18 protein-coding genes are annotated in these 25,144 nt (G+C 72.5%); 8 read left to right on the plus strand and 10 right to left on the minus strand.

Going from position 1 to position 25,144, the window contains the following annotated elements; all coding sequences use genetic code 11:
• Positions 1 to 431: 431 nt before the first annotated feature.
• Positions 432 to 1,046 (plus strand): WhiB family transcriptional regulator, encoded by a 615-nt coding sequence (locus KBI5_RS28345; protein ID WP_023839905.1) that lies wholly within the window; start codon positions 432 to 434, stop codon positions 1,044 to 1,046.
• 27 nt (positions 1,047 to 1,073) lie between these two features.
• Complete coding sequence (locus KBI5_RS27500) at positions 1,074 to 6,194, plus strand: DUF5719 family protein (protein WP_241882602.1); 5,121 nt, start codon at positions 1,074 to 1,076, stop codon at positions 6,192 to 6,194.
• Positions 6,195 to 6,333: 139 nt separating this feature from the next.
• Here KBI5_RS27500 and KBI5_RS01925 read toward each other — a convergent pair whose 3' ends face one another.
• A complete protein-coding gene (locus KBI5_RS01925) occupies positions 6,334 to 7,635 on the minus strand; it encodes a type I phosphomannose isomerase catalytic subunit (RefSeq protein WP_085014141.1) in 1,302 nt (433 codons plus the stop codon).
• Positions 7,636 to 7,705: 70 nt separating this feature from the next.
• The gene (locus KBI5_RS28570) at positions 7,706 to 8,098 is read right to left on the minus strand and encodes a metallopeptidase family protein (RefSeq protein ID WP_035940918.1); all 393 of its coding nucleotides are present in this window, start codon (positions 8,096 to 8,098) and stop codon (positions 7,706 to 7,708) included.
• A gap of 401 nt (positions 8,099 to 8,499) precedes the next feature.
• On the opposite strand from KBI5_RS28570, the gene KBI5_RS01935 reads away from it, so the two are divergent.
• The 4 genes from KBI5_RS01935 to KBI5_RS01950 all read left to right on the plus strand — a co-directional run bounded on the left by KBI5_RS01935 (position 8,500) and on the right by KBI5_RS01950 (position 11,817).
• Positions 8,500 to 8,865 carry a DUF3499 domain-containing protein gene (locus tag KBI5_RS01935; protein WP_035908204.1) on the plus strand — a complete coding sequence of 122 codons (366 nt, stop codon included), beginning with the start codon at positions 8,500 to 8,502 and terminating at the stop codon, positions 8,863 to 8,865.
• Between the two features lie 232 nt (positions 8,866 to 9,097).
• Complete coding sequence (locus KBI5_RS01940) at positions 9,098 to 10,456, plus strand: phosphomannomutase/phosphoglucomutase (RefSeq protein ID WP_085014142.1); 1,359 nt, start codon at positions 9,098 to 9,100, stop codon at positions 10,454 to 10,456.
• Positions 10,456 to 10,653, plus strand: a complete 198-nt coding sequence (locus KBI5_RS01945; RefSeq protein ID WP_011435205.1) for a Trm112 family protein — start codon at positions 10,456 to 10,458, stop codon at positions 10,651 to 10,653. Before KBI5_RS01940 ends, KBI5_RS01945 begins: the two co-directional genes overlap by 1 nt.
• 15 nt (positions 10,654 to 10,668) lie before the next feature.
• Positions 10,669 to 11,817, plus strand: coding sequence for an SIS domain-containing protein (locus KBI5_RS01950; protein ID WP_011435206.1), 1,149 nt, complete (start codon positions 10,669 to 10,671; stop codon positions 11,815 to 11,817).
• Positions 11,818 to 11,853: 36 nt separating this feature from the next.
• On the opposite strand, the gene KBI5_RS01955 is transcribed toward KBI5_RS01950, so the two are convergent.
• Both KBI5_RS01955 and KBI5_RS01960 read right to left on the minus strand, forming a co-directional pair.
• Positions 11,854 to 14,097 (minus strand): transglycosylase domain-containing protein, encoded by a 2,244-nt coding sequence (locus KBI5_RS01955; protein WP_241882606.1) that lies wholly within the window; start codon positions 14,095 to 14,097, stop codon positions 11,854 to 11,856.
• Positions 14,098 to 14,833: 736 nt separating this feature from the next.
• Positions 14,834 to 15,841: an RDD family protein gene (locus KBI5_RS01960; RefSeq protein WP_085014143.1), complete on the minus strand. Its 1,008-nt coding sequence runs from the start codon at positions 15,839 to 15,841 to the stop codon at positions 14,834 to 14,836.
• 167 nt (positions 15,842 to 16,008) lie between these two features.
• On the opposite strand from KBI5_RS01960, the gene KBI5_RS01965 reads away from it, so the two are divergent.
• Positions 16,009 to 17,019, plus strand: a complete 1,011-nt coding sequence (locus KBI5_RS01965; RefSeq protein ID WP_085014144.1) for a stage II sporulation protein M — start codon at positions 16,009 to 16,011, stop codon at positions 17,017 to 17,019.
• 30 nt (positions 17,020 to 17,049) lie between these two features.
• Here the strand turns inward: KBI5_RS01965 and KBI5_RS01970 are convergent, their stop codons facing one another.
• From KBI5_RS01970 to KBI5_RS01995, 6 genes are all read right to left on the minus strand, one after another.
• Positions 17,050 to 17,925, minus strand: coding sequence for an ABC transporter substrate-binding protein (locus tag KBI5_RS01970; protein ID WP_085014145.1), 876 nt, complete (start codon positions 17,923 to 17,925; stop codon positions 17,050 to 17,052).
• Between the two features lie 311 nt (positions 17,926 to 18,236).
• On the minus strand, positions 18,237 to 19,532 hold the full coding sequence (locus KBI5_RS01975; RefSeq protein WP_085014146.1) for a DUF58 domain-containing protein: 1,296 nt from the start codon (positions 19,530 to 19,532) through the stop codon (positions 18,237 to 18,239).
• A 9-nt stretch (positions 19,533 to 19,541) separates the two neighbouring features.
• Positions 19,542 to 20,471, minus strand: a complete 930-nt coding sequence (locus KBI5_RS01980) for a MoxR family ATPase (protein ID WP_217494699.1) — start codon at positions 20,469 to 20,471, stop codon at positions 19,542 to 19,544.
• A gap of 122 nt (positions 20,472 to 20,593) precedes the next feature.
• On the minus strand, positions 20,594 to 22,156 hold the full coding sequence (locus KBI5_RS01985; RefSeq protein ID WP_023839912.1) for a DUF4350 domain-containing protein: 1,563 nt from the start codon (positions 22,154 to 22,156) through the stop codon (positions 20,594 to 20,596).
• Positions 22,153 to 22,962 (minus strand): DUF4129 domain-containing protein, encoded by an 810-nt coding sequence (locus KBI5_RS01990; RefSeq protein WP_043590248.1) that lies wholly within the window; start codon positions 22,960 to 22,962, stop codon positions 22,153 to 22,155. The genes KBI5_RS01985 and KBI5_RS01990 overlap by 4 nt, the downstream gene beginning before the upstream one ends.
• Positions 22,959 to 23,876, minus strand: a complete 918-nt coding sequence (locus KBI5_RS01995; RefSeq protein WP_241882603.1) for a hypothetical protein — start codon at positions 23,874 to 23,876, stop codon at positions 22,959 to 22,961. Before KBI5_RS01995 ends, KBI5_RS01990 begins: the two co-directional genes overlap by 4 nt.
• A 342-nt stretch (positions 23,877 to 24,218) precedes the next feature.
• On the opposite strand from KBI5_RS01995, the gene KBI5_RS02000 reads away from it, so the two are divergent.
• Positions 24,219 to 25,055 carry a ComF family protein gene (locus tag KBI5_RS02000; protein ID WP_085014148.1) on the plus strand — a complete coding sequence of 279 codons (837 nt, stop codon included), beginning with the start codon at positions 24,219 to 24,221 and terminating at the stop codon, positions 25,053 to 25,055.
• Positions 25,056 to 25,144 lie beyond the last annotated feature (89 nt).

Genomic DNA, 25,144 nt, shown 5'->3' on the forward strand with positions numbered 1-25,144 from the left:
TCACCAAAAACTACTCTCCGTAGTCGAATGGGCTGGGGTTGCCGGGTCTGGCGGCTGATCGGTATGCGCCTGCGGCGGTTGCCCGAGCTCAGACCTGCCCTTTTAGGGGTTTATGCCCTTTAGATCTGGGCGGGATAATGYCGTTGCCGCGACCCGTCTGATCGCGCAGAGTGACGGAAGGGAGGGTTGCGTGGACCCTCGGCGACAGGCTGTAGTGACTGTGAGCTATGGTCTCATCGCTGGTTGTAGAAGATGTTGCGACGGTGGGGTTGACGCGATCGAGTCTGGAGCGTGTAATTACCGGCGTGTCATTCCCCCCGCTGGCGGGGTTCGTGCGGTAGTGCGTCGCCTGACCGGTGTGGAAACTAGTCACCTGCGCGCCGGCGCCCAGGGGTGGCCGACCGCACCGCGACGGGTCTGGAGGAGTCCACATGGAGCACGCCGACGCGGGCGTCCACACTGTCCTCGCGGACGTYGAGCGTCCCGCTGAGCATGACCCRTTCGCTGATCACCCTGAGCGGGTGCTCACCGAACGGCACACCCGGGCCACATCCGAAACGGTCCCGCGGGCGCGGGTGCCGGCCACGGCCGCTCCCGCCCTCCCCGAGTTGACCGGTCGGTCCGTCGCCGAGGGCACCGACCTCGTCGAGGACATCCAGGACGATTCCGTYGAGGACATCGACGATGTCGACGATGTCGACGAGGCTGACGAGGCTGACGAGGCTGACGAGGCCGAGACCGAGGACTTGGAGGATCTTGGTGGATCGGCCGGGAGGTCCGCCCTCGCCCAGGTGATCGATCTGGGGATGGGGGACCTTCTCGGCGAGGCGATGGAGTGGCAGGAACGCGCGCTGTGCGCGCAGACCGATCCCGAGGCGTTCTTCCCGGAGAAGGGCGGCTCGACCCGCGAGGCCAAGCGCATCTGCTCGGGCTGTGAGGTCCGGGCCGAGTGCCTGGAGTACGCGCTGGAGAACGACGAGCGGTTCGGGATCTGGGGCGGCATGTCCGAGCGGGAGAGGCGCAAGCAGCGACGCCGAGCGGTCTGATCCCGACCGGTGACCGGCGGTCGGCGCATGACGGGCGATCCGGGCAGGTCACAGGCGGCCACGGTCGCCGCGGTGACCGTGGCCGATGACGCGGGGCCGCCGGTCGTCGCGGTCTGCGTGCTCGGTCGAGGGGGTGGTGGACCCGACGTTGCCGCCCAGGTCCGGGCCGCCCTGCGTGCCCAGACCAGACCGCCGGACCGGGTCGTCGAGGTGCGGCTCGGTGGCGGGGGATGCGTTCCCCGGCAACGCGCGTCTCCCCTGGACGGGGAGGGTCGCCTCCCGTCCGCCGACCATCCCGTCGACCCGGGCACCGACGGYGCGGATGCTCAGGCCGGTGACCCGGTCGCCGAGCCCCTCGTCGTAGAGGTGCCGTCCGCCACACCGTTCGGCGCCGCCGTAGCCGTGGGGCTGGCTCGGCTGGGGAACCCACCGGAGCACGGATTCGTCTGGCTCCTCGACGACACCGCGATCCCCACCCCGGGCGCGTTGCACACCCTGCTGGCCTACGCCCGGCTGGACCGGGGCGCCGCCGTCCTCGGCCCCAAACTGCTCGCCCGCGCTCCGGAATCCGCCCCACCCGCCGAATTCGTCCCACCCGCCGGAGCGGGCGGTTCCGCTGGACCGGCAGGTGCGCGGTCCCGGCCGGTGACGAGACCCCGGGTGGTTGAAGCCGGGGTGAGCGTCGACCGGGCCGGGCGACGGCATCCCGGAATTCGCCCGGACTATGATGATCATGGACAGTGTGACGGGGTACGTGACGTCCTCGCCGTCGCGTGTTCGGGCATGCTCGTGCGGGCGGTGGTCTGGCGACTGCTGGGTGGACTCGACCCCGAGCTCGATGGTGGTCATGACATCGATCTCGGCTGGCGGGTGGCCCGTGCCGGCCTACGGGTCGTCGTCGTCCCGTCGGCCACGGTGACCGTGACCTCGGCCTCAGCCTTTTCCGGGGGGCCGGCCTTCCCCAGGGCATCGGCCGACCGCGCGGGGGTTCTACGGGTCCGGCTGGCGAACACGGCGACGGTGCTGTTTCCGGCGATGGTGGTCGCCCTGCTCGTCGGAACGGTCGTGCGCACCCTCGGCCTGCTCCTGCGCGGCCGACGCCGGGCGGCGCTCGCCGAGCTCACGCTCGCCGGTACCGTGCTGGGGCGGCCATGGCAGCTGCGCCGGATGCGTCGGCGCGCCGCCCGCACGTGGGCGGTGCCGCATCGGGCCGTCCGCCCGTTGTTCCCGGCCCGCCTGCCGTGGCGGCGCGGAGCCGGCGCCGATGATCTCCTTGATCGGGCCGGAGCCGCCGAAGACGTCGCCGACACCACCTTGATGGTCACCGGGCCCAGACCGGATGTGCACCCGCGCCGGCCGGCCTGGCCGCCGACGACCCTGGCGGCCCTGCTGGGTGCCGTCGGGCTCCTGGCCATGCGGGGGATGCCGGCGGACATGCTCGGCGGGGGCCTGCCGCTCCCGGCAGGCAGCCGGAACCTGTGGTCGGCCGTGTGGTCTGGATGGGCGGGGGCGCCCGATGGACCTCTGAGTGGTCCTGGGCCGGCACCCCCTTTCACCGCGCTGCTCGCCGCGGCAGCCACTCTGCTGGGGGGGAGGCCGGCGCCGGCCGCTTGGATCCTGCTGGCGGCCGGCCCGGCGCTCGCGGGCCTGAGCGTCTACCGGGCCCTCGCCCGGCTGGGACCACATCCGATCGCCCGGTTCGGGCTCGCCGCCGGCTACGGGTTGAACCCGGTGATGACCGGGTCGGTCCTCGCCGGCCGCACCGACACCGTGGGCGCGGTGATCGGCCTTCCCCTGGTGCTCGCCGCCGCCGACGCGGTCCTGCGGGACCGGCGGGACGGCTCCGGCTTTGGCGTCGGTGGGGCGCCGGGCCGGCCGGTGTGGACGCTCGCGATCTGTCTGGTCGGGTTCATCGCCTGCGCCCCGTCGACGCTGGCCATCGCCTGGGCGGGCCTGGTCGTCGTCGCGTTCCTGACCGCGCGGTCCAGGCTGCCCGGTATGATCGTCGCTCTGCTCGCGACGATCATACCGGTGCTTCCGGACCTGCGGGTGGATCCCGTCGCTGTCCTCACCGAATCGGCGATCACCCTGGCCCGGTTGCCCCAGTACTCCCTGGCCCTGCTGGCCGGTGCGGACAGCGGACCCAGGGCCGATGTGGCCGGCTTCGTCGGTGGATGTCTGGCCTGCTGGTTGTTCGGCCGCCTCGCGGGCCGGGAGCGGGGCCGCCGGCGGCGCACGGCCGTGCTGGTGGTCCTTCCCGTGACGCTGCTCCTCCTCGTCGGGCCGCTGATCCTTGCCGCCCGCTTCCTGGCCGTGGACGTGGCCCGGCCCGGCGACACCACAGGGGCGAACCCGGCCGGCGTCGAGGGGTCCGCCCTCGCCCACGCGGTCGCGGCCGTGACCCGCGCCGCCGGGCCGGGTGCCCGCGTCCTCGTCCTGCACCAACCGGCCTCGGCCAGAACGATCCGGTACACCCTGGCCTCCGCGTCCGGGCCGACGTTTCCCGAGGCCGGCGCCCGCACCCCGCGGCGGTCCGGCCGGTTCCTCGCCGACATGGTCGCGGACCTCGCCACCAACGGTGGCCGGGCAGCCGGCTGGCTCCCGCTTCTGGGCGTGACATCGGTCGCTGTACCTACGGTCGACTCGGCCTCTCAGCTCGTCGCCCGCCTGGACGCGACGCCGTCCTTGATCCGGGATCGTCCCCGCCCGGGGGCGATCCTCTGGCGCCCCGCCGTTGCGGCCCGTGGTGCGACGGCCTTGGGAGAGCCCGGTGGGGCCGGCGCGCCGCGACCGGACGCATCCGGGTGGGCGGGCGGACCCCTGGCCTGGGTGATGGAGTCCGATCGGGCCGATCGTCGTGAGCCGGTGGCGCGGCACTCCGCTCCCGCGGCGACGAGGCCGACAACCCGCCCGATCGGTACGGCGCCGGGTGTTCCTCCCCTCCTCTCGGCGCCGCTGCCGCCAGCGCCCTCCTCGGTACGTCGGTTGGCCTCCGGCGAGCGGTTGCCCGCCCTCGCAGCCCGGTCCGGCCCGGCACGCTGCCTGGTGCTCGCCGTGCCGGCGGATGCCGGATGGCACGCGTGGCTGGAAGGCCGGCCGCTGGCTCCGTTCCGGGCGTGGGGCTGGGCAGCCGGATTCCAACTGCCGCCCGACGGCGGTCGGCTCCGCATCGACCACGACCGGACTTCACCCCACCGGGCAGTGGTGGGCCAGGCTGCGGCACTCGCCGCGCTCGTCCTGCTGGGAATCCCGGTCATGCTGGGAATCCCGGTCATGCGGTCGCGGCGGATGGCTCCCCCGGCTGCGACGCAGCCGGGGCGGGTCGGGAAGGTCGAACGGCCGTCATACCAGCGGCCGTCGTGTCACGTCGTGGTCGTTTCGCGGACGGTCGTTTCGCGGACGGTGCTGCCGCTGGCGGTCCTCGGACTGCTCGGGCTGACCGGGGCGTTCCTCGCCGGCACCGGCACCGGCACCAGCACCAGCACCAGCACCGGTGCCGGGAAGGGACGGATCTGGCCGCTGTCAGGCGCCATGCTGGCCTGCCCGGACCTGACGCTGGTGGCACCCGATCCGGACGGGCCGGGCGGGCGGGCCCGTTCGCTCGGCCTGGACGTGGCCGCCGGCGGTGGACCGACGGGCCGGGTGCGGGTGTCCACGGTGGGGTCCGAGGTTCCAACCAAAGGGCTTGGACTACGGATGGACGCCCGTGGTCGACGTCACCTGGACCTTCCGCGGCCCTCGGAGAGCAGCGCCGTCACCGGCGTGGCGGGCAGCCGCGGATCGATCCTGGTGACCGCCCAGGGTGCGTCCGCCGGGGGACTGTCGGCCACCGTGACGRCCCGGGACAAAGACGGCGTCGGGTCAATGGACGGCGTCGGGCCGATTCAGGCGCGTTGCGAGCCGTCCCGGGCCCGGGTCTGGTTCACCGGACCATCGACCGTGGCCGGTCGGGATCCGGTGGTGATCTGGTCGAATCTGGCAGATGAACCGGCCCGGATCAACGTGCGGGTGYTTTCCGACGGACCGGCGACGTCGCCGCAGGACATCACCGTGCCCCCGGAGCACGCGGTGATCCGGCGACTCGCCTCCCTCGCACCGGAGGCCACCGCGACCGCGCTCGACGTCCAGGTGCGCTCCGGCCGGGTTCTCACCTGGGTCGCGGACCGGCCCAGCGCGGGGCGTACGGACTCGGTGCCGGGGACGGACCGGGCGGGGCGTGCGGATCCGGTGARCCTTGTCCCGAGCACCTCCGCCCCGGCCCGGCGTCTCCTGCTTGGCGGGGTCGTCGTCCCGGCGGGGTCAGCGTCCTCGACGGCGCACCTGGTGCTCGCCGCACCGTTGCGGGAGGCCACGGTGCGCATCACGGTCCTCACGGGTACGGGTCGGCACACGCCGATCGGCCTGGAGGCCGTCGTCGTGCCCGCCACGGGTGCGATCACCACGCCCGTGCCGCTGCCGGCGGGCGCCGCCTCGGCGGTCCTGGTCGAATCGGCCGATGACGCACCGGTGCTCGCCGGACTGGCCGCACCGTCGGGCCGGGCGGGAGAGCGGTCGACCGGCTCGGCCGGCGGATCCACCTGGGTCGGCGCCACCAGCCTTGATCCTCCGCTCGACCCGCGCGGGCTCGACGCGTACGGCCAGGCGGTCGGCCTCTCCGGGCCGACGGGGCTGGCCGCCGGGGCGGGATCCGCGCCGGACGCGGTCGTCTCCCTCCCACCGGTGCCGCCCGGCGCGACCGGCGTCGTCGTGCTCGCAGCTCCGGCGGGAGCGGTCACGGCGTGGATCGACGGCGAGCTGGTACGGGTACGGCCGGGCACCGTCGCGACTGCCCGCATGCCGATCGGACGGGCCGGTGGACGGCTTGTCGCGGTCGGCGGCCCGCTGGAGGCCACCGCCGTGATCGGCCCTCCCCCCGGTACGCCGGGGGAGGGCCGGGTATCCGGGGATCCGCCCCGTGGGCCTACCCCCTCCGGTTCCTCCGGCTCCACCGGCTCCGCGTCGTCGACCGCCGCGTCGTCGACCTTCGGGATGCCCAAGCCCGTGATGCCGCGGAGCATCTCCACCGTCGTTCCGTTGTGGGGGGCGTCGAGGCTCCTCGACGCTCCGGTCTCCATCGAGGATCCCACCGTCCTGTATCAGCGCGGCTAGGCCTGTGTCCGCCGACCTTCGACCTTCGCCTCGTGGCGGGCCGGGCACCGGTCGGCGTCCTCCCAGGACGTGCGGGAGGTTCGTGACGTTTCCGGTCTTCCGGGCCGTCAGCACCCCGCCCTGTCGGTGGCGTCGCCCGTCAGCGGCCGGAAGCGGCGAGAAAGACCCGACCGGTGCCGGTGAGGGTCAACGCGGCGGATCCGGCCAGCAGGGCGGACCGGCCCCCGCGCAACTCCACCGGGGCGACGGTCGTCMCGTCGTCGGCGGTGCCGGTCACCCGGACCGCACCCTCGATGGCCAGCAGCAGCATGGGCCGTCCCACGTCCAGGGCACCCCCGGTGCAGATCGCCTCGGTGAGGGCGAAGTCCCCGACGGGGACATCCCAGCCGCGGAGCAGACCACCGGAGGAGACCGCGAGGGTACGGGGCATGAGGATCGGTGCCGCGCTCGGAGTGGGATCGAGGATGCGTAGGAGCTCGTCGACATCGATGTGCTTGGGGGTGAGCCCGCCGCGCAGCACGTTGTCCGAGGCCGCCATGATCTCGATACCCAGGCCGGAGACGTAGGCGTGGAGCAGCCGCGCGGGCTGGAAGAGCCCCTCCCCGGGGCGCAGGGTGACGTCGTTCAGCAACAGGGCGGCCGCGATCCCGACGTCGCCCGGGTGCGCGGCCGCGAGCAGACCGATCAGATCGGCCGCCCGCGCGACGTCATCGGCTTCGGCGCCGTCCACCGCGGCCCCGTCCGTCGCCGTGTCGTCCGTTTCGGCGCTGGGCGGCCCCGGCGCCGTCGGCGCTGCCGCGCCGTACGGGCCGGCGGCGAGCCGGCGGGCCGTCGCTACGAGGCCGCGAACGAGGTCACGGGCGGGTTCGCGCGGCATGGTCAGCAGGGAGCGGAGCACCTGTGCGGCGCCGCCCGAGGGATCGTCGGCCAGTGGTCGGAAGGCGGCGGTGAGGGCCGGTGAGCCCAGCCGGGCGACGATGGCGAGGGTCCGGCCGGGATCACGCATGCCGGCGAGAGCCCGAAACGGGGACAGCGCGACGATCAGTTCGGGCTTGTGATTCCGGTCACGGTAACGTCGACGTGGATCGCCCAAGCCGAGACCGGCCGCGTCGTCCGCGTCGAAGCCGGCCCGGGCCTGCGCCAGGTCCGGGTGCACCTGCAGCGACAGCGCCTTCTCGGCGGCCAGCACCTTGAGCAGAAACGGCAGCTGACCGACGAGGTCGGTGGCCGGACGGCGGATGCCGTCGTCCTCGGCGAGGGCCGTCGCCACCGGATGGGTGCCGAGCCACAGCTCCGCGACCGGCTCACCGGTCGCGGCCGCCCCGAGCAGGTTCGGAATCGCGGTTGGGGACCCCCAGGCGTACGACTGCGCCTGACCGTGCAGTGGCAGGACCCGGGCGCCGGATGCCGTCGCCCGAGCGGGCTCGTTCCTGGTGGTCACGGTCTCCCTCGTGGTGGGTGTCCTGCGGCCGGCCAGCCACCGCGGCTCGGCTGTTCCTCGCTGTTGCTCGCTATTCCTCGTCGCCCCAGCCGTGGCCCTCCGGGTCGATCACGGCGGGGTCGACCCCCATCATCTCAGCCATCTCGTGGATGATCGCATCGAGGACGAGCTCGGCCAGGTCCTCGCTGTCGACGGCCCGCGCCTCGATCGGGCGGCGGTAGACGACGATGCGTCGCGGGGTTCCCGACCGACCCTTGCCGCCGGCCGGCTGGTAATGGGCGAGCGGGATCTCGTCATCGGTCACCGCCACCGGCGGTACGTCCTCGACGGCGAACTCGACGTCCGCGAGCTCAGTGGACCACCGGTGGTCGAGATGCTCGACGGCGTCCAAGACGAGATCGTCGAAGCGGTCGCCGCGGGTGGCGTAGGCGGGCACGTCCGGCGGAAGGAGAGTGCCCCGGATGCCACGGCCGCGCCGGTCGCGCCGGCGCCGTGGCGGGATCGGCCGGGCGACTGCCGGGAACCGCTCGGGCTCGGTCACCCTGTCAGCGTAGCGTTCAAGGATGGACGGTCGTCCGTCGATCGCGGTGAACTCCGCGCCGCTTCCGGCATCGCTCGGAGTGGTGCGCCGATCCGTGGGCGCGGCAACGACGGTTCCGGTCACATCCCTGCGCTCCATCCCCCATCGCTACCAGCTCGAGGACGGTCCATGATCTCAAAATCGCTCTGGATACGTGCTGAACGAGGGATATTGTATGCGGGCCGCGATGGCATGGTCGACGCCGCGTGACGATTAGTCGTCGCGCCACGCGACACGACCCGAGGYGGTGGCCGTCGTCCGTTCCGGGGGCTACCGTCCGGAACGTGAAGCCTCGGCGCTGCTCCCGCTCGGCCTGTTCCGCAGCCGCGGTCGCCACGCTCACGTACGCCTACGCGGAATCCACGGCGGTATTGGGCCCGCTCTCCCCGTACGTCGAACCACACTCCTACGATCTGTGCGGCACCCACGCGGATCGGCTCACCGTGCCGCTTGGCTGGGCTGTGGTCCGGCTCGAGGCCGAGGCACCCCGTGAGGGGGGTCGTGAGGTGGCCGGGGACGATCTGGAGGCCCTCGCGGACGCCGTGCGTGAGGCGTCCCGGCGGGGAGGGCCGGAGCCCCCGCAGGGTCCGCAGGCCCCACCCCCGGGTGGCCGGCGGGGTCACCTGCGGGCCGTTCCCAGCCCGTCCTGATCCGGAGCGCTCCCACCTCTTGGCCGTCCCGGTCAGGTGGTCGTCCCGATCTTCCGTTTGTCCTGGTACCGGTGGTTCGGCGAGTGGTTCGGCGCGAGTTCGCCCGGACGCGGTTCCAGCGGTGTCGGACCCGGCGGATAAGGTCAACCGAGCCGGTCGCAGTAGTGGCCGCGCGGCCGGGAGGCACCATTCACCCGGTGCCGGGGGACACCAGGGAGAAGGGTTGGAAGGGATGCGTGACCTCTCGCGGATCTTCAAGGCGTACGACGTGCGTGGCGTGGTGCCGGCGGAGTTCGACGCCGACGTCGCCCGAGCCACCGGAGCCGCCTTCGTGCGGCTGCTCGGCGCCCCGCGGATCGTGACCGCGCACGACATGCGGGAGTCGTCGGTCCCGCTCGCCGAGGCCTTCGCGGAAGGGGCGGCCAGCCAGGGCGCGGACGTGATCGCCGCCGGGCTGGGATCCACCGATCTGCTCTACTTCGCCGCCGGTTCGCTGAACATTCCGGGTGCGATGTTCACCGCGTCGCACAACCCGGCGAAGTACAACGGCATGAAGCTCTGCCGGGCCGGCGCGGCACCCATCGGCCAGGAGACCGGGCTCGCCGACATCCGCGCGATGATCGAGGCGGGCATTCCCGCCGGTCCCGGTCGTCGCGGCACCGTGGCTCGGCGGGACCTGCTGGACTCCTACGTGCGTCATCTGCGCACCTTGGTCGACTTGGCGCAGATCCGGCCGCTGACGGTCGCCGTGGACGCGGGCAACGGCATGGGCGGGCTGACCGTCCCGGCCACCTTCACCGGGCTGCCGCTGACAGTGATCCCGCTCTACTTCGAGCTGGACGGCTCCTTCCCGAACCACGAGGCGAACCCGATCGAGCCGGCGAACCTGCGGGACCTGCAGGCCGCCGTCCGCAGCTCCGGAGCCGACATCGGCCTGGCCTTCGACGGCGACGCCGACCGCTGCTTCGTCGTCGACGAGCGGGGGGAGATCGTCTCTCCGTCGACCATCACCGCCCTGGTGGCCGATCGCGAGCTGGCCCGGGAGCCGGGGGGCACGATCATCCACAACGTCATCGTCAGCCGGGCGGTCCCCGAGCTGGTCACCGAGCGCGGGGGGGTCCCGGTCCGGACCCGCGTGGGCCACTCGTTCATCAAGGCCGAGATGGCCCGTACCGGCGCGGTTTTCGGTGGCGAGCATTCCGGTCACTTCTACTTCCGCGACTTCTGGCGAGCGGACTCCGGCATGCTCGCCGCGCTCCATGTGCTCGCCGCGTTGGGCAGCCAGGACCGGCCGCTGTCCGAGCTGCTCGGGGGGTACGCCCGTTACAGCGCRTCCGGTGAGATCAATTCCGAGATCGCGGACGCCGCGGYGGCGATGAACGTGATCGAGAAGGCGTACGCGCCGGACGCTGCCGACGTGGACCACCTGGACGGGTTGACGATCTCCTTCTCGGACGGATCCTGGTTCAACCTCCGCCCGTCCAACACCGAGCCGCTGTTGCGGCTCAATGTGGAGGGGCCCGACGACGCCACGATGCACCGGCTGCGCGACGAGATCCTCGCTCGGATCCGGAGCGGAAGGGAAGCCTGATGAGTCTCGACCCGCTGCTGTTGGAGATCCTTGTCTGCCCGTGCAGCAAGCACGGTGAGCTGCGGCCCGACGAGCTGAGCGGCGCCCCCGTGCTGGTGTGCCTCGCCTGCGACCTGGCGTTCCCGGTGCGGGACGACATCCCGGTGATGCTGCTCGACGAGGCGATCCCGTTCTCCGGCGCGTCGGCGTCGAACTGACGCCGCGGCCTCGACGTGTATCTCGACGAGGCGATCCTCGACGACACCGCCCGGATCGACGCCGGTCACGCCGGCGGTCTCCTGCCGCACATCGCCTCCGCCGCCCGCCAGGTCCGTCGCGGTGCCACCCTCGCCCAGGAGGCCGGGGTCGGTCGCCTCGCCGCCGACGGACGGCCCCGGGCGGTCGTCGTGGTGGGTGTGGGCGGCGCGGCGCTGGCCGCCGAGGTGCTCGCCGCCGTCGCCGGGCCGGCCAGCCCGGTGCCCGTCATCGGTCACCACACCTACGGCCTTCCGGGCTGGGTGGGGGTGGCCGACATCGTCCTCGCGGTGTCGGCGTCCGGTGCCTCCGCGGAGACCTGTTCGGCGGTGGAGGAGGCGAACCGGCGCGGCGCGCGGGTGGCCGTGGTCGCCCCTGCCGACACCCCCCTGGCCTACCTGGCCGGGGTGGCCGGTGCGCCCCTCGTCGTGACTTCGGCGGAGCGGCCCGCTCGTGCCGTCCTGTGGTCGTTGTCGCTGCCACTGATCATCGTCGCCCGGGCCCTGGGTATCGCGCGGGTGGCGGACGAGGCGATCGAGGCGGCCGCCGTCCGCCTCGAGGACGTCGCGACCCGTTGCCGTTCGTCCAGCGAGTCGTTCGTCAATCCGGCGAAGACGCTCGCGCTCGAGCTGGCCGGTACGTTGCCGCTCATCTGGGGAACCTCACCGGTGACGAACGTGGTGGCCGAACGTGCCGTCACCCAGCTCGCGACGAGCGCGAAGTATCCGGCCATCGCCGGGGCGCTGCCGCATCCCGCCCGCCACCAGGTCGCGCTGTTCGACGGTGCCTTCGGGGCGGGTCTCGCGGCGGCTGGCGACCCGGCGCGCGACGACCTCGACGACTTCTTCCGCGACCGCGCCGAGGAGGACGAGTCGATCCGGCTCCGCCTGGTCCTGCTGCGCGATCCCGACGTCGAACGTCCGGATGTCGCCCGGCAGGCCGAGGCGGCGGTGGCGGTGGCGGCCGAGCGAGGCGTCGGCGTCACCGAACTGCGCGCCGACGGCGGCGGGCCGTTGGAACGGCTCGCCTCACTCATCGGCCTGTTCGACTACACGGCCGTTTATCTCGCCTTGGCGCTCGGGGTCGATCCCGTGCAGGTACCCGCCGCCCACGACCTCAGGCGCTGACAGACCTCAGGCGCTGACAGACCGCCGGAAGGCGGGCTAGTGGGCGGCAGGCTGATCCCCTCTGCCGGATCCCGGTTCGGCGCCGTTCTGGGGTTGCTGCGGCTGTCCCTGGTTCTGCCCGCTCTGGTCCGTGCCGGGCTGGCCGAGCGGGGTGCCGCCTCCCTGCGGCTGCCCGCCCGTGCCAGGGAAGATCTGCTGACCCAGGTTCTGCAACAGGTCGCCGAGGCCCTGACCGGGTGCCGGCGCTGGCGGGGTGTTCTGCAGACCTCCCTTGATGCCGCGCGCGACGGTCGGATCGGCACCGGGCAACGGGACTACCGGCTGGTTGGCTAGGGCGGCCCGCATCGACTTGCTCCAGATGATCGCGGGCAGGTCGCCGCCGAAGACACGGGGCCAGGTCCGGCCGTCGGCGACGACGCCCCGCAGCGGGTGGCTCTCCGCTCCCATGGGATCGCCGACGGCTACCGCTGCGGTGATCTGCGGGGTAAAGCCGACATACCAGGCGGCCGAGAACTCGTCGGTGGTGCCGGTCTTGCCCGCCGAGGGGCGGTCGATGGCCGCCTTGGTCCCGGTCCCGTGGAGCGGGACGCCGGCGAGCACGCTGGTCACGGTGTCGGCGACACCCTTGGCGAGTACCTGTTCGCACTGCGGCGGCTGGGCGATGTCGATCGGGTCGTGGCTGGAGTCGACGGCCCCGGTGGCGAAGCGGGGCGTGCAGCGCACCCCGCCGCCGGCGATCGTCGCGTAGGCGTCGGCCATCTGCAACGGGGAAACGTACATGTACTGGCCGCCACCGATGGCGGTGGCCCCGTCGGTGGAGCCGATCTTGTCCGCCTTCGGCGGTGTGACGCCCAGGCGTTTGGCCATCTCCAGGACCGCCGGGATGCCGGTCTTCTCCGCGAGCTGCACGTAGAAGGTGTTCACCGAGTCCCAGGTGCCCTTGGGGATGTCGTAGATGCCGGCCTCGGCGGGATCGGAGTTCGAGAAACCCCTGGGGCAGTCGCCCTCACCGCGGTCCAACGGGAACTTCTTGCTCTCGTAGCAGGCCGGGGAGTAGAAGGCCGTCGAGGTGCCGTAGCCCTGTTCGAGCGCGGCGGCGAGCACGAAGGTCTTGAACGTCGACCCGGGCTGGAAGGTGGCGTTGGTCGGCAGCGGCACCACCGTCTGGTTGGCTGCTGTGTTCGAGCCGTACACCCGGTTCACTGCCATGGCGAGGATGTTGCCGGTACCGGGCTGGATGACGACCTCGGTCGCCGACACCCGGTTGCTCGGCGATATGGTCGAGTTGACGGCGTCCTGCGCCGCCTGCTGCACCAGTGGGTCGAGAGTGGTCCTGATGACCAGGYCGCCCTCGTAGATGCGTCGGTTGCGTTCCTCCAGGGTGGAACCGAGCGCCGGGCTCRCCCGCAGCTGGGAGCGCACGTAGTCGCAGAAGAACGGCGCCGACGACGTCTCGCAGGAGTCCGCGGCTGGCGGCGGGGCTTTCACGACGTTCAGCGGCAGCTGCTTCGCCGCCTCCGCCTGGGTGGTAGAGACATACCCCTCGGCGGCCATCTTGTCCAGCACGGTGTTGCGCCGGGCCAGCGCGGCCTCCGGGTGAGCTGCGGGGTTGTACCGGGACGGACTCTGCACGAGCCCGGCTAGCAGCGCCGCCTGTTCGAGGGTGACCTGGGAGATGGGCACCCCGAAGTAGTGCTCGGCGGCGGTGCCGATCCCGTACGCGCCGTCACCGAAATACGCGATGTTGAGGTAGCGCTCCAGGATTTCGTCCTTGGAGAACCGCTTCTCGATGTCCAGGGCGTACCGGAGTTCCTGGATCTTGCGGTCCAGGGAGTCTCCGRCYACGACCTCTCRCTCCCGCGTGGTGCGGGCGTTCTGCAGCAGCACGTTCTTGACGTACTGCTGAGTCAGCGTCGAACCGCCCTGAGCGACTCCGCCGGCCTCGCTGTTGCGCAGCGCGGCGCGGAAGACGCCCTGTGGGTCGACGCCGCCGTGCTTGTAGAAGCGGGCGTCCTCGATCGAGACGATCGCCTCGCGCATGATCTTCGGGATCTCGTTGCCGGGCACGACGATGCGGTTCTCGGCGCCGCGCAACGTGGCAATCACTGATCCGTCGGCGGCCAGAATCGTCGAACTCTGCGGCAACGGAGGCGTGACGAGCTCGCCGGGCAGCCCGAGGAAGTGGTCCGCGCTTTCCTTGGCGAACAGGCCGACCGCACCGACGAACGGCAGGGACAACAACGCGACGACCAGCCCCAGAACGATCGCCGTCAGCCCCATCTTCTTCAGGACCCGACGCCGGTTCACGGGCGGACGGGGGTTGAGYGGCCTACCCGCTCCACCGGCCCCGGCCGCGCCGGCTGCGGCCGGACCGTCGCCCGTGCCGCCGGGGGAGCGACGCGCGGAAGCGCCGTCGTCCGCATAGGTGACGCCGCTCGCCACGTTGCCCGGCCTGGCGGATCGGGACGGCCTGGCGGATCGGGGCGATGCGGCGGATCGGGGCGATGCGGCGGATCGGGGCGGGGCGGGGGCACGTTCCGGCGCGACGGCGCGCGACGGGACACCCGGCCGGGCCGGCTTGCTCGGGTCGGCCGGCTTGCTCGCGCGCGGGGGCGGGGTGGCTTGAGATGGAGTGCTCGACTCCCGTCCGACAGACGTCAACGTCACCCCCTCCGTGGACCGGCGCAAGGGCCGGAGTCTTCCTGGGACCTGTCCAGCATGCGTGAGCCGGCACTTGGTCGCTCACCGGCATCACCGCCTCGAACCCGGTGCGACGTGGCAGCGGGTGCGCGCCGGGTTCGAGGCGGTTGGTGCGGACGGTCTGATTCCTAGGTAACGCTAGACGAGCGTTTCACCGGCGGACCAGCCGCCACGTCCGGTGTGTGCGGTACGCCCCACATTGTTTAGCAGACGTTAAGGAAGTGTGGATCTGATGGTGCGTGTCCCGGCTGGTCCGGGCGGGTGCGGCCGGATGATGGGCTGGCTGCCTGCCGGGGACCGGTGAGGGCGGCGGGGGTTACCGGCCCGGCGGGGGTTGCGGGGCCGTGGGGTAGGGGGGTGGCGGGGATTGGTCTTGGGCCGTCGGGTACTGGGCCGTCGGGTACTGGGCCGTCGGGTACTGGGCCGTCGGGTACTGGGCCGTCGGGTACTGGGCCGTCGGGTACTGGGCCGTCGGGTACGGGGAGAAGACGGGAGAGGGTATCGATCTCGGCCGGTTCGCCGTCAGCCGATGGTAGGCACGCCGGGTTCGCTCGGCCAACACGGCGGACAGGTAGGCCCAGCCCGGCGTGCCGGGCGGCGGCGGTGGTGTCACGACGGCCCGCACCTGCCGGACCAGCCCGCTGCCGAGGCGTTCGAGGGCTTGCGGGGACAGCTCGTGCGCCCGGCCGAGGAACTGGCGGGCACGCAGGGCCAGAGCATCATCCAACCCGGTGAGGTCGAGGGTGGCGGCCCAGCCGACGAGCTGGGGCGGGACGGACGGCGGCGCTCCGCCAGGGCGCGGCACGCTGGCCTGCAGGACGACCGTGCCGGCGAAGACGTCCCCCAGCCGCTTCGCGTGTTTCGACACCAGCATGCTGATCACCGCGGGCAGGCCCAGTAGCAGTCCGGGACGTTCGACGACCGCCCCGACCAGACCCCGGGCGAACGCGTGCCGGAAGTGGATGGGACCTCCGTCGTCGCGGACGACACGCAGCCCCATGGCCATCTTGCCGAGGGTCCGCCCGCGCGTCAGYGTCTCGCAGGTGACCGGATACCCGAGCACGACGCCGACGTAGACCAGCAGGAATACCGCGGCGATCAGGGCGTCGTTGTCGGGCCGCACGATCAGCAGGGCCGCGGCGCCGACCGCGTAGAGGATGTAGAGCTGGATGAGCAGGTCGAGCAGGCCGGCGATCAGACGGGAGCCCAGCCGAGCCACCCGCAGTTCGATGGTGATCGCTTCACCTGTGACGATCGCCTCACCCGTGAGGACACCCGTGCCGGCGAGACCGGCGGATCCCTTTCCCGTGACGACCTGGTTCATCTGGGCCCCCCGGGACCTCGATGGGTATCCGGACATCACCTTATGGCTTACGCCGCCCGGTTCGATCCTCCTCGCCGGGTGGTGCCGCCGACGGCGGTGAGGACGGTTCGGACGCGTGCGGCTCGAGGTCTGGGAGGATCTCGACGGGCTGGGAGGATGAGACCGCCATGGATCTCGATGCGTACGTCGCCGTGCACCGTCCGGAATGGGTCCGGCTTGGTCGGCTCGTCGACAAGGCCGGCCGGCCGCGGCGGATGGCACCGGACGAGCTCGACGAACYGGTCGAGTTGTACCAGCGCACGGCTACCCACCTCTCGGTCATCCGCAGCCGGTCGTACGACACGACCCTGGTCGACGATCTGACGAACCTGGTGGCGCGAGGCCGGGCGGCGGTGGGCGGCGCACCCGACCCCGRCTGGCATGTCGTCGGCCGTTTCTTCGCGGTGACGTTTCCGGTGGCCGTGTACGAACGCCGATGGTGGGCTGTCGCGACGGCGCTCGGTTCCCTGCTCGTCGCGCTGGCCGTCGGTCTGTGGGTCGTGCACGACGCCGAGGTGCAGGCGAACCTGCGTGCGCCGGACGCGGTCGCGGATCTGTGCCGCCACGACTTCGCGTCCTACTACACCGAGAATCCGGCCTCGTCCTTCGCCAGCCAGGTGTGGACGAACAACGCCTGGGTGGCCGCGCAGGCGGTGGTCTCCGGGGTGCTGCTGGGTCTCCCGACCCTGCTGGTCATGTTGCTGAACGCGCTGAATCTCGGCGTCGTCGGCGGATACATGTCCAGCTGTGGGGAGAGCGGGCAGTTCTTCGGCCTGATCCTCCCGCACGGCCTGCTGGAGCTCACGGTCGTGTTCGTCGCGGGCGGGGTCGGGCTGCGTCTCGGTTGGACGATCATTGCGCCGGGTCCGCGCAGGCGGGTGGAGGCCTTGGCCGCCGAGGGGCGCGCGGCGGTGGCCATCACGATGGGGATGGCGCTCGTGCTGGCCGCCTCCGGGCTGATCGAGGCGTTCGTGACCCCGTCGGGGTTGCCCACGGCGATCCGGATCGGGATCGGCGCGGTAGCGTTCGGCGGCTTCATCGCCTACGTCCGGCTGTATGGCGGCCGGGCGGCCGCGGCCGGAGAGACCGGTGACATCGACACCGGACGCGGCGGCGCCGACCTGCTCCCGGTGGCCTGAGCGCGGGTACACCGACTACCCGGCACCATCTCATGGGTGGCGAGCACCATCGGTTTTCAGAACGGGGGCTCCGGCCGTGGTTGAAAGCCACTGCTCGGTGATCCTCCTGAGCTCGCCGCTGGCGGTCAGTTCCGCCAGCGCGGCGTTGACGTTGCGCACCAGCGGATTACCCTTCTCGAACAGCAGGCCGAACTGCTCGGGCTCGCCGGTCGAGGGAAACTGACCGATGATGACGGAATTCTCGATCTCGGTGGCGGTCAGTTTGAACGCGGTGGGCAGGTCGACGACGATCCCGTCGATCGGGCCGTTCTCCAACGCGGTCTCGGCCTCGTTGGTGTCGTTGAAGACGGCCGGCTGCGCTGCCGGTTTCACCTGCTTGTTGATGGCGGTCAGACTCGTCGTGCCGATCGCGGCGCCGAGCTTGGCGTTCTTCAGCCCGGCGAGAGTCGTCACGTGCGCGATACGTGAGGATCTGAGCGCCACGACGGCCTGCGCGACGTCGTAGTAGCCKCTGCTGAAGTCGACTGCCTGCCGCCGTTCCGGCGTGATCGAGATCTCGTTGATGTCGAAGTCGAAGTTCTTCGCGCCGGGTGCGAACGAACTGTTGAACGGCACGTTCATCCAGTGCACCTGCGCCGCGGTGAAACCGAGTTTCGCGGCGACGGCGTAGGCGACTGCGCTCTCGAATCCCTGGCCGCTCTCCGGTCTGCCGTCGGCGAACCACGGCTCATATGCCGGTGAGCCGGTGGCGATGGTCAGCTGGCCGGGCTTGACCAGGTGAAGGGAGGCCGACCCGGTGGTGCCCGACGAGCCCGGGGTCGAACCACCCGACGACGCGCAGGACGCGAGTGCCAGTACCGCCGCGACCACCAGCGCGAGAGCGGCAGGCCGCCGTGGGCGTTGCATGGAAGACCTCCTGAGATGCCCCACCCTCGCGGATGGGCGCCGGAGCGCGGACTCTCGGGTCGCGCCGGCCTCGGGCCGGGCGGTGGGAGGGGCATGGTGTGCCTCGGCCGGCCAAGAACCGCGGAAACCGGCCTCCTGGACAAGGGCGCGACGCGGTCGGTGCGATGTCCCGTGACGCCGCCTTGGCAGCGGCCATCCCCGGACCATGCTGGTCAGAGTACCGTCTACCGCCACGGAACCATCCGGGGACACCGGCCGGCCCGGCCGGCACCTCGCGAAATCACCTTCGATGATTTCGCTGAGATAGTCGTCTAGAGCCGGCCGAGGGATTTCAGGGTGAGGTAGGTGTCGGTGACGGCCGCCGCGTAGCCGCTCGGCGGTGCGTCCACCACCTCGACCCCGCGGCGGCGCAGCGTCTCGGTGAGCTCCCGTCGCCGCAGCAGAGTCTGTTCGGCCGCCGCGGCCGCGTACACCTCACGGACGTCACCTCGGCCGGTCGTCATCTCGTCCACGCGCGGGTCGCGCAGCGCCGCGACCACGACAGTGTGCCGCGCGRCCAGCGTCGGCAGAGCCGGGAGCAGCCCCTCCTCGATCACCGCCGGTACCAGGTCGGTGAATAGGACGACCAGGGACCGCCGCGAAGTCCCGCGCAGCACCGTCGACACGATTCCGCCATGATCGGCCTCGATCAGGGCCGGTTCCAGGGTGGCCATCGCGTCGCTCATCCGGGCGAGCAACCCGTGATCGTGCCCGCCTGGCAGGGTGATCCGAGGAACGCTGTCGTGCGCCACGAGACCCACCTGGTCACCCGCGCGTAGCGCCACCGCGGTGAGCAGCAGCGCGGCGTCGAGCGCGTGGTCCAGTCGGGGGGTATCGCCGATTCGCCCGGCCGAGGTCCGACCCGTGTCGAGTACGCAGACGACCCTGCGGTCACGCTCCGGTCGGAAGGTACGGACGACGACGGTCCCGCGCCGGGCGGTACCCCGCCAGTCGATCAGCCGAACGTCGTCGCCGATCACATAGTCCCGCAGGCTGTCGAACTCGCAGCCGGCGCCCGCGCCGCGGATGGCGACCTCGCCCTCGACCTCCCGCAGCCGCGCGAGAGCGGCCGGCAGATGGCGGCGTGACGTGAACGGCGGCAGCACTCGGACCCGCCATGCGCAGTGATGCCGTCCCTGCCGGCCGGCGAGGCCGAGTGGCCCCAGCGAACGGATCGTGATGCGGAACGGCTCCCGGTCGCCGCGCCGGGTCGGATGCAGCGTCGTCTCCAGGAAGCGCCGCTCCCCCGCCGGAACGGTGACCCGGTGCTCCCGCGGCCGGGACCCCGAGGACGGCGGCCAGGCGTCGCGGATGTGGGCACGCACCGTGCGGGTGCCGCCGTTCGTGACGCCGAGCACCAGCGGAACGGGCTGACCCAGCCGCCCGGCGGTCGGTCCGGAGCGGCTGAACTCCAGCGTGCGGACCCCACCCGCCAGGGCGAGGTCGAGGGCGACCAAGCCCACCACCACCAGGTCGACCAGCACGAGGGTCAGGCCCGGGGCGGGGGACAGGACGACGACCAGCGCCCCGAACAGGGCCAGTGCGACGGTACGGCCGGTGATCGCCACCGTTTCCGCCTACCGGGGCACCGGAACGGTGGCGAGTACCTGTTCGAGCACGACATCGGCCGTCACGCCGTCCAGTTCGGCCTCCGGACGGAGGCTGATCCGGTGCCGCAGGGTTGCCCGGGCCAGCGCCTTGACATCGTCGGGGGTCGCATAGCCGCGTCCCGACAGCCACGCCCAGGCCCGGGCCGTCGCCAGCAGCGCGGTGGCGCCGCGGGGGGACACCCCGAGCTGTACCGACGGTGCCGCGCGGGTCGCCCGGGCCAGATCGACGATGTAGGCCAGCACCTCCGGGTGGACTGCGACGGTGAGCACCGCGGCGCGGGCCGCCGCGAGGTCCGCTGGTCCCGCGACCGGGTGGACCCCCGCGGCGGGCAGGTCGGAGGGGTCGAACCCGTCCGCATGGTGGGCGAGGACACGGACCTCGTCGTCGCGGGGCGGCAGTGGCAGCGTCACCTTCACCAGGAAGCGGTCGAGTTGCGCCTCGGGAAGCGGATAGGTGCCCTCGTGTTCGATCGGGTTCTGGGTGGCGAGGACTGCGAAGGGGGCCGGCAGCGGCCGCGGGACGCCCGCCACACTGACCTGACGCTCCTCCATCACCTCCAGCAGGGCGGCCTGCGTCTTCGGCGGAGTCCGGTTGATCTCGTCGGCCAGCAGGAGGTTGGTGAAGACCGGGCCCTCCCGGAAGGTGAACTCGGAACTGCGGTTGTCGTACACCAGCGAGCCGGTGACGTCGCCGGGCATGAGGTCCGGGGTGAACTGCAGGCGCTTGGTGTCCAGTGCCAACGCGGTCGCGAGCGTGCGGACCAGCAGCGTCTTCGCGACGCCGGGCACCCCCTCGAGCAGTGCGTGTCCCCGGCACAGCAGGGCGATGACGAGCCCGCTGACCGCCGCGTCCTGACCGATCACCGCCTTGGCCACCTCACCGCGCAGCGCGATCAGGGACCGGCGGGCCGTCTGCGCGTCCGGTGGTGCCGGCTGCTCTCCCGGACCCGGCGCCGCGGCGGACGACGATGCGGTCGAGGGCGGGGGGGCTGTCGTCGGCGCGTCGATGCGCGGGGATGTCACCGTATGCCTACCTGTCGATCGAGCTCGTCGAGCGCGTGGGCCAGCGCCAGCAGCGCCGCGTCCTGCGTATCGCGTCGAGGGGCGCCGACGCCGGCCCGGGGAACGCCGGCCCGGGGAACGCCCGCCGCGGCGGTCCGCTCGGATCCGCCGTCGCGATACCGTCCGGCCCCGCCGGATGCCGCCCGCTGTCCGTTCTCGGCCGGGTAGCGGCCTGACTGGTACCAGTCCCTGGCCCGCCCGAGGTGACCGGGCGGTCCGGCGGTCTGCGGCGGCATGCCCGAACCGTACAGGAGCGATCCGATCTCCGAGGGTGACCGTCCCGTCTGCTCGCTGGCAGTGGTCACCAGAGCGACGGGATCGGGGCTCAGGGAACCGGCGGGGGTCCAGATCAGGGGCAGGCCCATCCGTTCGGCCAGCCGGACGCGCGTCCCGGCCCGCAGCGCGTCGGCGGTCCTGTCCCGGGCGTGTGCCGCCGCGTACAGTCGCCCGCGTCCCTCGACCGTCTCGGCCGCCCGGACGACCACCGGAAGGGGCTCCGGCACCGGCGGCCCGAGCCGCCGGCCACGCCACAGCGCCAGCAGCGCCAGGACGACGACGATGTGCAGAAAGGTCCACCAGAAGGCGGACGGCAGCAGATCCATCATGCTTTTCGTGCCGACCCCGCCGGCCCCACCCGCGTCGGGTGTGATCCAGGACAGTACGGGTTGCCGGGCGAGCAGGCCGAGGGCCAGCGCCGCGTTCCCCGTGCGGCCGAGGTGTTCGTTGGTGAGGAACCCCGCCGAGCCGAGCAGTACCAGCCGCCCGCCACCGGCGCGTGGTGAGCCCGATCGGGTGGGGGTCAGCACGGCGAGGCGTGCCTCGCCGTGCGGGTCGCCGTAGCACAACGAGACCGCCATGTCGCCGAGACCGGCTCCGTCGCCCTGGCGGGTGAAGGTCTCGTCGGCGCCGATCGAGGTTGTTCCGGCCGTGGTCGCCTCGGGCAGGAGGCACCGTGGATCACTCTGCTCGCCGCTGGGCGCGGAGCCTGCTGTGACCACCCCGACATTTAGGGCACCGAGCACCGTGGCGTCCGGCGCCACGAGGACGACGTCGGCGCCCTGCCAGACCCGTCCGAGCAGGGCGATCAGCTCGTCATGGGTGAGCCGTCCCGGATGGACGACGACCAGCGTCGCCCTACCGCCCGCCCCGGCTGGACCGACCCCGCCGCCCAGACCACCGGGGTTCGGCCCCTGCTGCCGGCCGCCGGAAGGGTTGTCCGTGGCGGAGACGATGATCCCGCGTGCCCGCAGGATCTCGGCTAGGGCCCGGGTTCCTCCGGGCTCGGCGGAGGCCACGTCCAGGTAGGCCTGGCCGTCGGGCCGCCCGGCCAGCGCCGAGACGACCACGTAACAGAGGACCAGGACGCCGAGGACGGCCACCACGAGGATCCCGCGGCGCACCGCTGGAGGCCTGGGACCGCTGCGCAACGCGCTCGGCGACCCCCGCCCGGACCGGCCGCCGGCCGTCCCGCCGCCACCGAGATGGTCGCCGGTGATCGCCGGGGCGCCGGGGATGGTCATGCCGGGACCGCGAGGGTGCCGGTGCCGCCGGTGCCGCCGGTGCCGCCGGTGCCGTCTGTGCCGTCTGTGCCGTCTGCGCCGTCTGCGCCGTCTGCGCCGCGACGCAGCTGGATCAGGGCGCGGTCGGCCTCGACCAGGACCCGGTAGCCGGCCGCGGACCCCGGGCGCCCGCCGTACCAGATCTCGCTGAAGACCTCGACCGCCGCGGCGAGCGCCGCGGCCGGCTCGAACGCCGTGCCGGGTCCATCGCCCGCCGCGCCCGTCGTCGCGCCCGGCCGGTCCGTTCCGCCCCGGGGTTGCCCGCCGTCGGGGGACGGCGCGATTCTCGCCACCTCCTCGACGAGTTCACCGGCCGTACGGCCGGGGCGCGGATCGAGCACGCCCTTCTCCTCCAGCATCCGCACGATGGCCCGTAGCCGGGACCGAACCGCCTCCGCATAGGCTCCGCCGGCGGCGTGGCCGTCAGCCTCGGCACGCAGCTGCGCCGCGGTTGACGAACTGGACAGGTCGTTATCCTCCCGCCTGGTACGCGCGCTGCGGCGCACCGGGCCGAGCCACCACCGCAGCGCCACCGCCACGACGACGAGTACGAGGACGAGCGCGAGGACCCCGAGACCACCCGACCCTCCGCCGAGGCCGTCTCCGCCGGGGAGCAGCCAGTGGACCAGATCCCCGATCCTGTCGTCGATCCACCGGACCGCCCGGCTCCACCAGCTGGGTTCGGAACTACTGTAGAGGTGCCTGGAAAGTTCCCGCCGAGCCTCCTCCCGAGCTCCGTCCCGAGTGACAGGACCGCCGAGCGTCATCCGGAGGGCCGCAGGCCGGCGGTGCGGGCGCGGGCCGCCTCGGCGAGGGTCACGTCCAGACCCTCGCGTCTGATCCTGAGGTCGACGTAGAGCAGGACGACGGCTCCGGAGACGATCGGCGTGGAGATCGCGGTGGCGAGCAGACTGCCGATCGCCTGGACGATGTAGCCGGTGACGGTGAGATCACCCCTGATCGGGTCGCCGAACACCGACTCGGAGGAGGCCATCACGATGCTGGYGGCGATGGCGAAGATCGCACCGAGGAACCCCGCCACCAGCATGGCGAGCAGCAGAATACCGAACGTCCGCCACCATGATCCACGCACGATCGCGATCGACCGTCGCAGCGCGTCGCGCACGGTGCCGCCCTCGAGGACGTACGCGGGCGTGGCCAGCGCCAGGTAGACCCCGACGACGATCGCCCCGACCAGCAGCGCGATCAGCCCCAGTACCACCGACAGCGCCACGATGACCGTGAGGCCGAGCAGGCCGGGCAGCCGCGGCGCGACCCGTCGGACCGCGTCGATTGTGGTGATTCGGCTTCCCAGGATCGCCTCGCTCACCACGACGCTGAGCACCCCGGAAAGAAAGAGCCCGAGGATGAGATCGAGACCGAGCATCGCGACGGTGATGGCGGCCCTGGCGCCCGGCGACGCGTCCTCGCCGCTGATCGCGACGGTGGTGGACACCGTCTCCACCACCGCCGCGGCCGCCACCGTCACCCCGACGGTCGCGCCGGGATTCGTGCGGATCGTGGCGAACGTGCCGTCCAGGATCTCGCCCAGAGCGAGGGGGCGCAGCGGGATGATGCCCGGTTTCGGGACGGCCGGGCCCCACCGCCACTGTCCCCACGGGCCCTGCGGGGCGCCGGGCGGCGGGGTGCCGGGCGAGGCCCAACCGGGTCCGTCGGCCATCGGTGTGTCTCCACTCGTCGCGGTCGGTGTCGAGGTTCGGTGTCGAGGTTCGATGTGTCGAGGTAAGGATGCCGTGCTTGTGGTGGGCATGCCGCGGCCACTGTGAGGATTCTGTGCTCTCGGCCAGGATGGATGCTGGCGATGCCGGCGGAATTACGCGGTCTGGCCGGGATGTGCCGGCCGGGACGTGCCGGCCAGACCGGCCCCACCTCGGCTGCGGGGCCGGTGGCCGACCGCGTCGCCCGGGATTGTCCACAGCCGCTTCGCGACTGYCGGGGGCGGTATCCACAGATCACCACTCGGGGCTGGTCGGCCCGCGGCCCGCGGCTGATCCTTCCTGTCATGCCTCGAGCCACGTTGTCCCTGCTCACCAGGAATCTTGCGATTCTCGCTGATCTGATCATGCCGCTTGCCTGCGCCGGATGCGGCGACTGGGGGGCGTCGGYGTGCCCGGCGTGTGTCGCCGAGCTTCGTGGTCCCGTGTTCCTCGCCGCCGCGGGCTCCCTGGCCACCCCGTGGCGGCGAGGGCTGCCGCCGTGCCTGGCCGCCGCCCGCTACGCCGACCGGGTCCGGGCGCTCCTTCTCGCCTACAAGGAGCGTGGCCGGCGCGACCTGGCCGGTCCGCTGGGCGGTGCGCTCGCCCGCGCGGTAGCGCGGGCGGTGTCGTCGGGCGCGGTGGGTGCCACCGACGTGCATCCCGGTCGCTGTCCTCGCGGGCGCGGTGTGGTGCTGGTCCCGGTGCCTTCGAACCGCGCCGCGCGGCGTCGGCGTGGTTTCGACCACCTCGAGCTGCTGTGTTCCGTGGCGGCCGCGGTCCTGCGCCGACGCGGGCACCGGGTCGGAATCGCTCCCGTGCTGCGGCCGGTGCGGCACACGGCGGACCAGGCCGGGCTGGGGGCGGCGGCACGGTTCGTCAACCTCACGGGCGCCTTCGGCCTGGTCGGTCCTGCCCGCACGGCCCGGCTGGTGCGGGCCGCCGACGATCTCTCGGACGGACCTCCCGCGGACCCGCGCATCGTCGTGGTCGACGACGTACTGACGACGGGAGCCACGGCGGGTGAGGCGGTACGGGCCCTACGAGCCGGCGCCCTGCGGGCGAGCGCCGTCGCGGTGGTGGCCGCTTCGGGCCCGACGCGCGGACGGGACCGCTTGCTCGCAATGACGGGGCCGTCGGGGTGAAACTACCAGTACGCACYGCCTGACCAGGCAGTCGGCGCAACGGCCGAGTGGCCCGACGGAGCGGGAGTGACCGCTTGTCGGTCGCAGTG

The sequence above is a fragment of the Frankia sp. KB5 genome (genome assembly GCF_002099325.1).
Classification (GTDB): Bacteria; Actinomycetota; Actinomycetes; order Frankiales; family Frankiaceae; genus Frankia; species Frankia casuarinae.

Bases quoted from the DNA above. Each gene is read 5' to 3' on its own strand.
- KBI5_RS01945 (WP_011435205.1), top strand. From the start codon at position 10,456: ATGAGTCTCGACCCGCTGCTGTTGGAGATCCTTGTCTGCCCGTGCAGC.
- KBI5_RS01985 (WP_023839912.1), bottom strand. From the start codon at position 22,156: ATGACCATCCCCGGCGCCCCGGCGATCACCGGCGACCATCTCGGTGGC.
- KBI5_RS01990 (WP_043590248.1), bottom strand. From the start codon at position 22,962: ATGACGCTCGGCGGTCCTGTCACTCGGGACGGAGCTCGGGAGGAGGCT.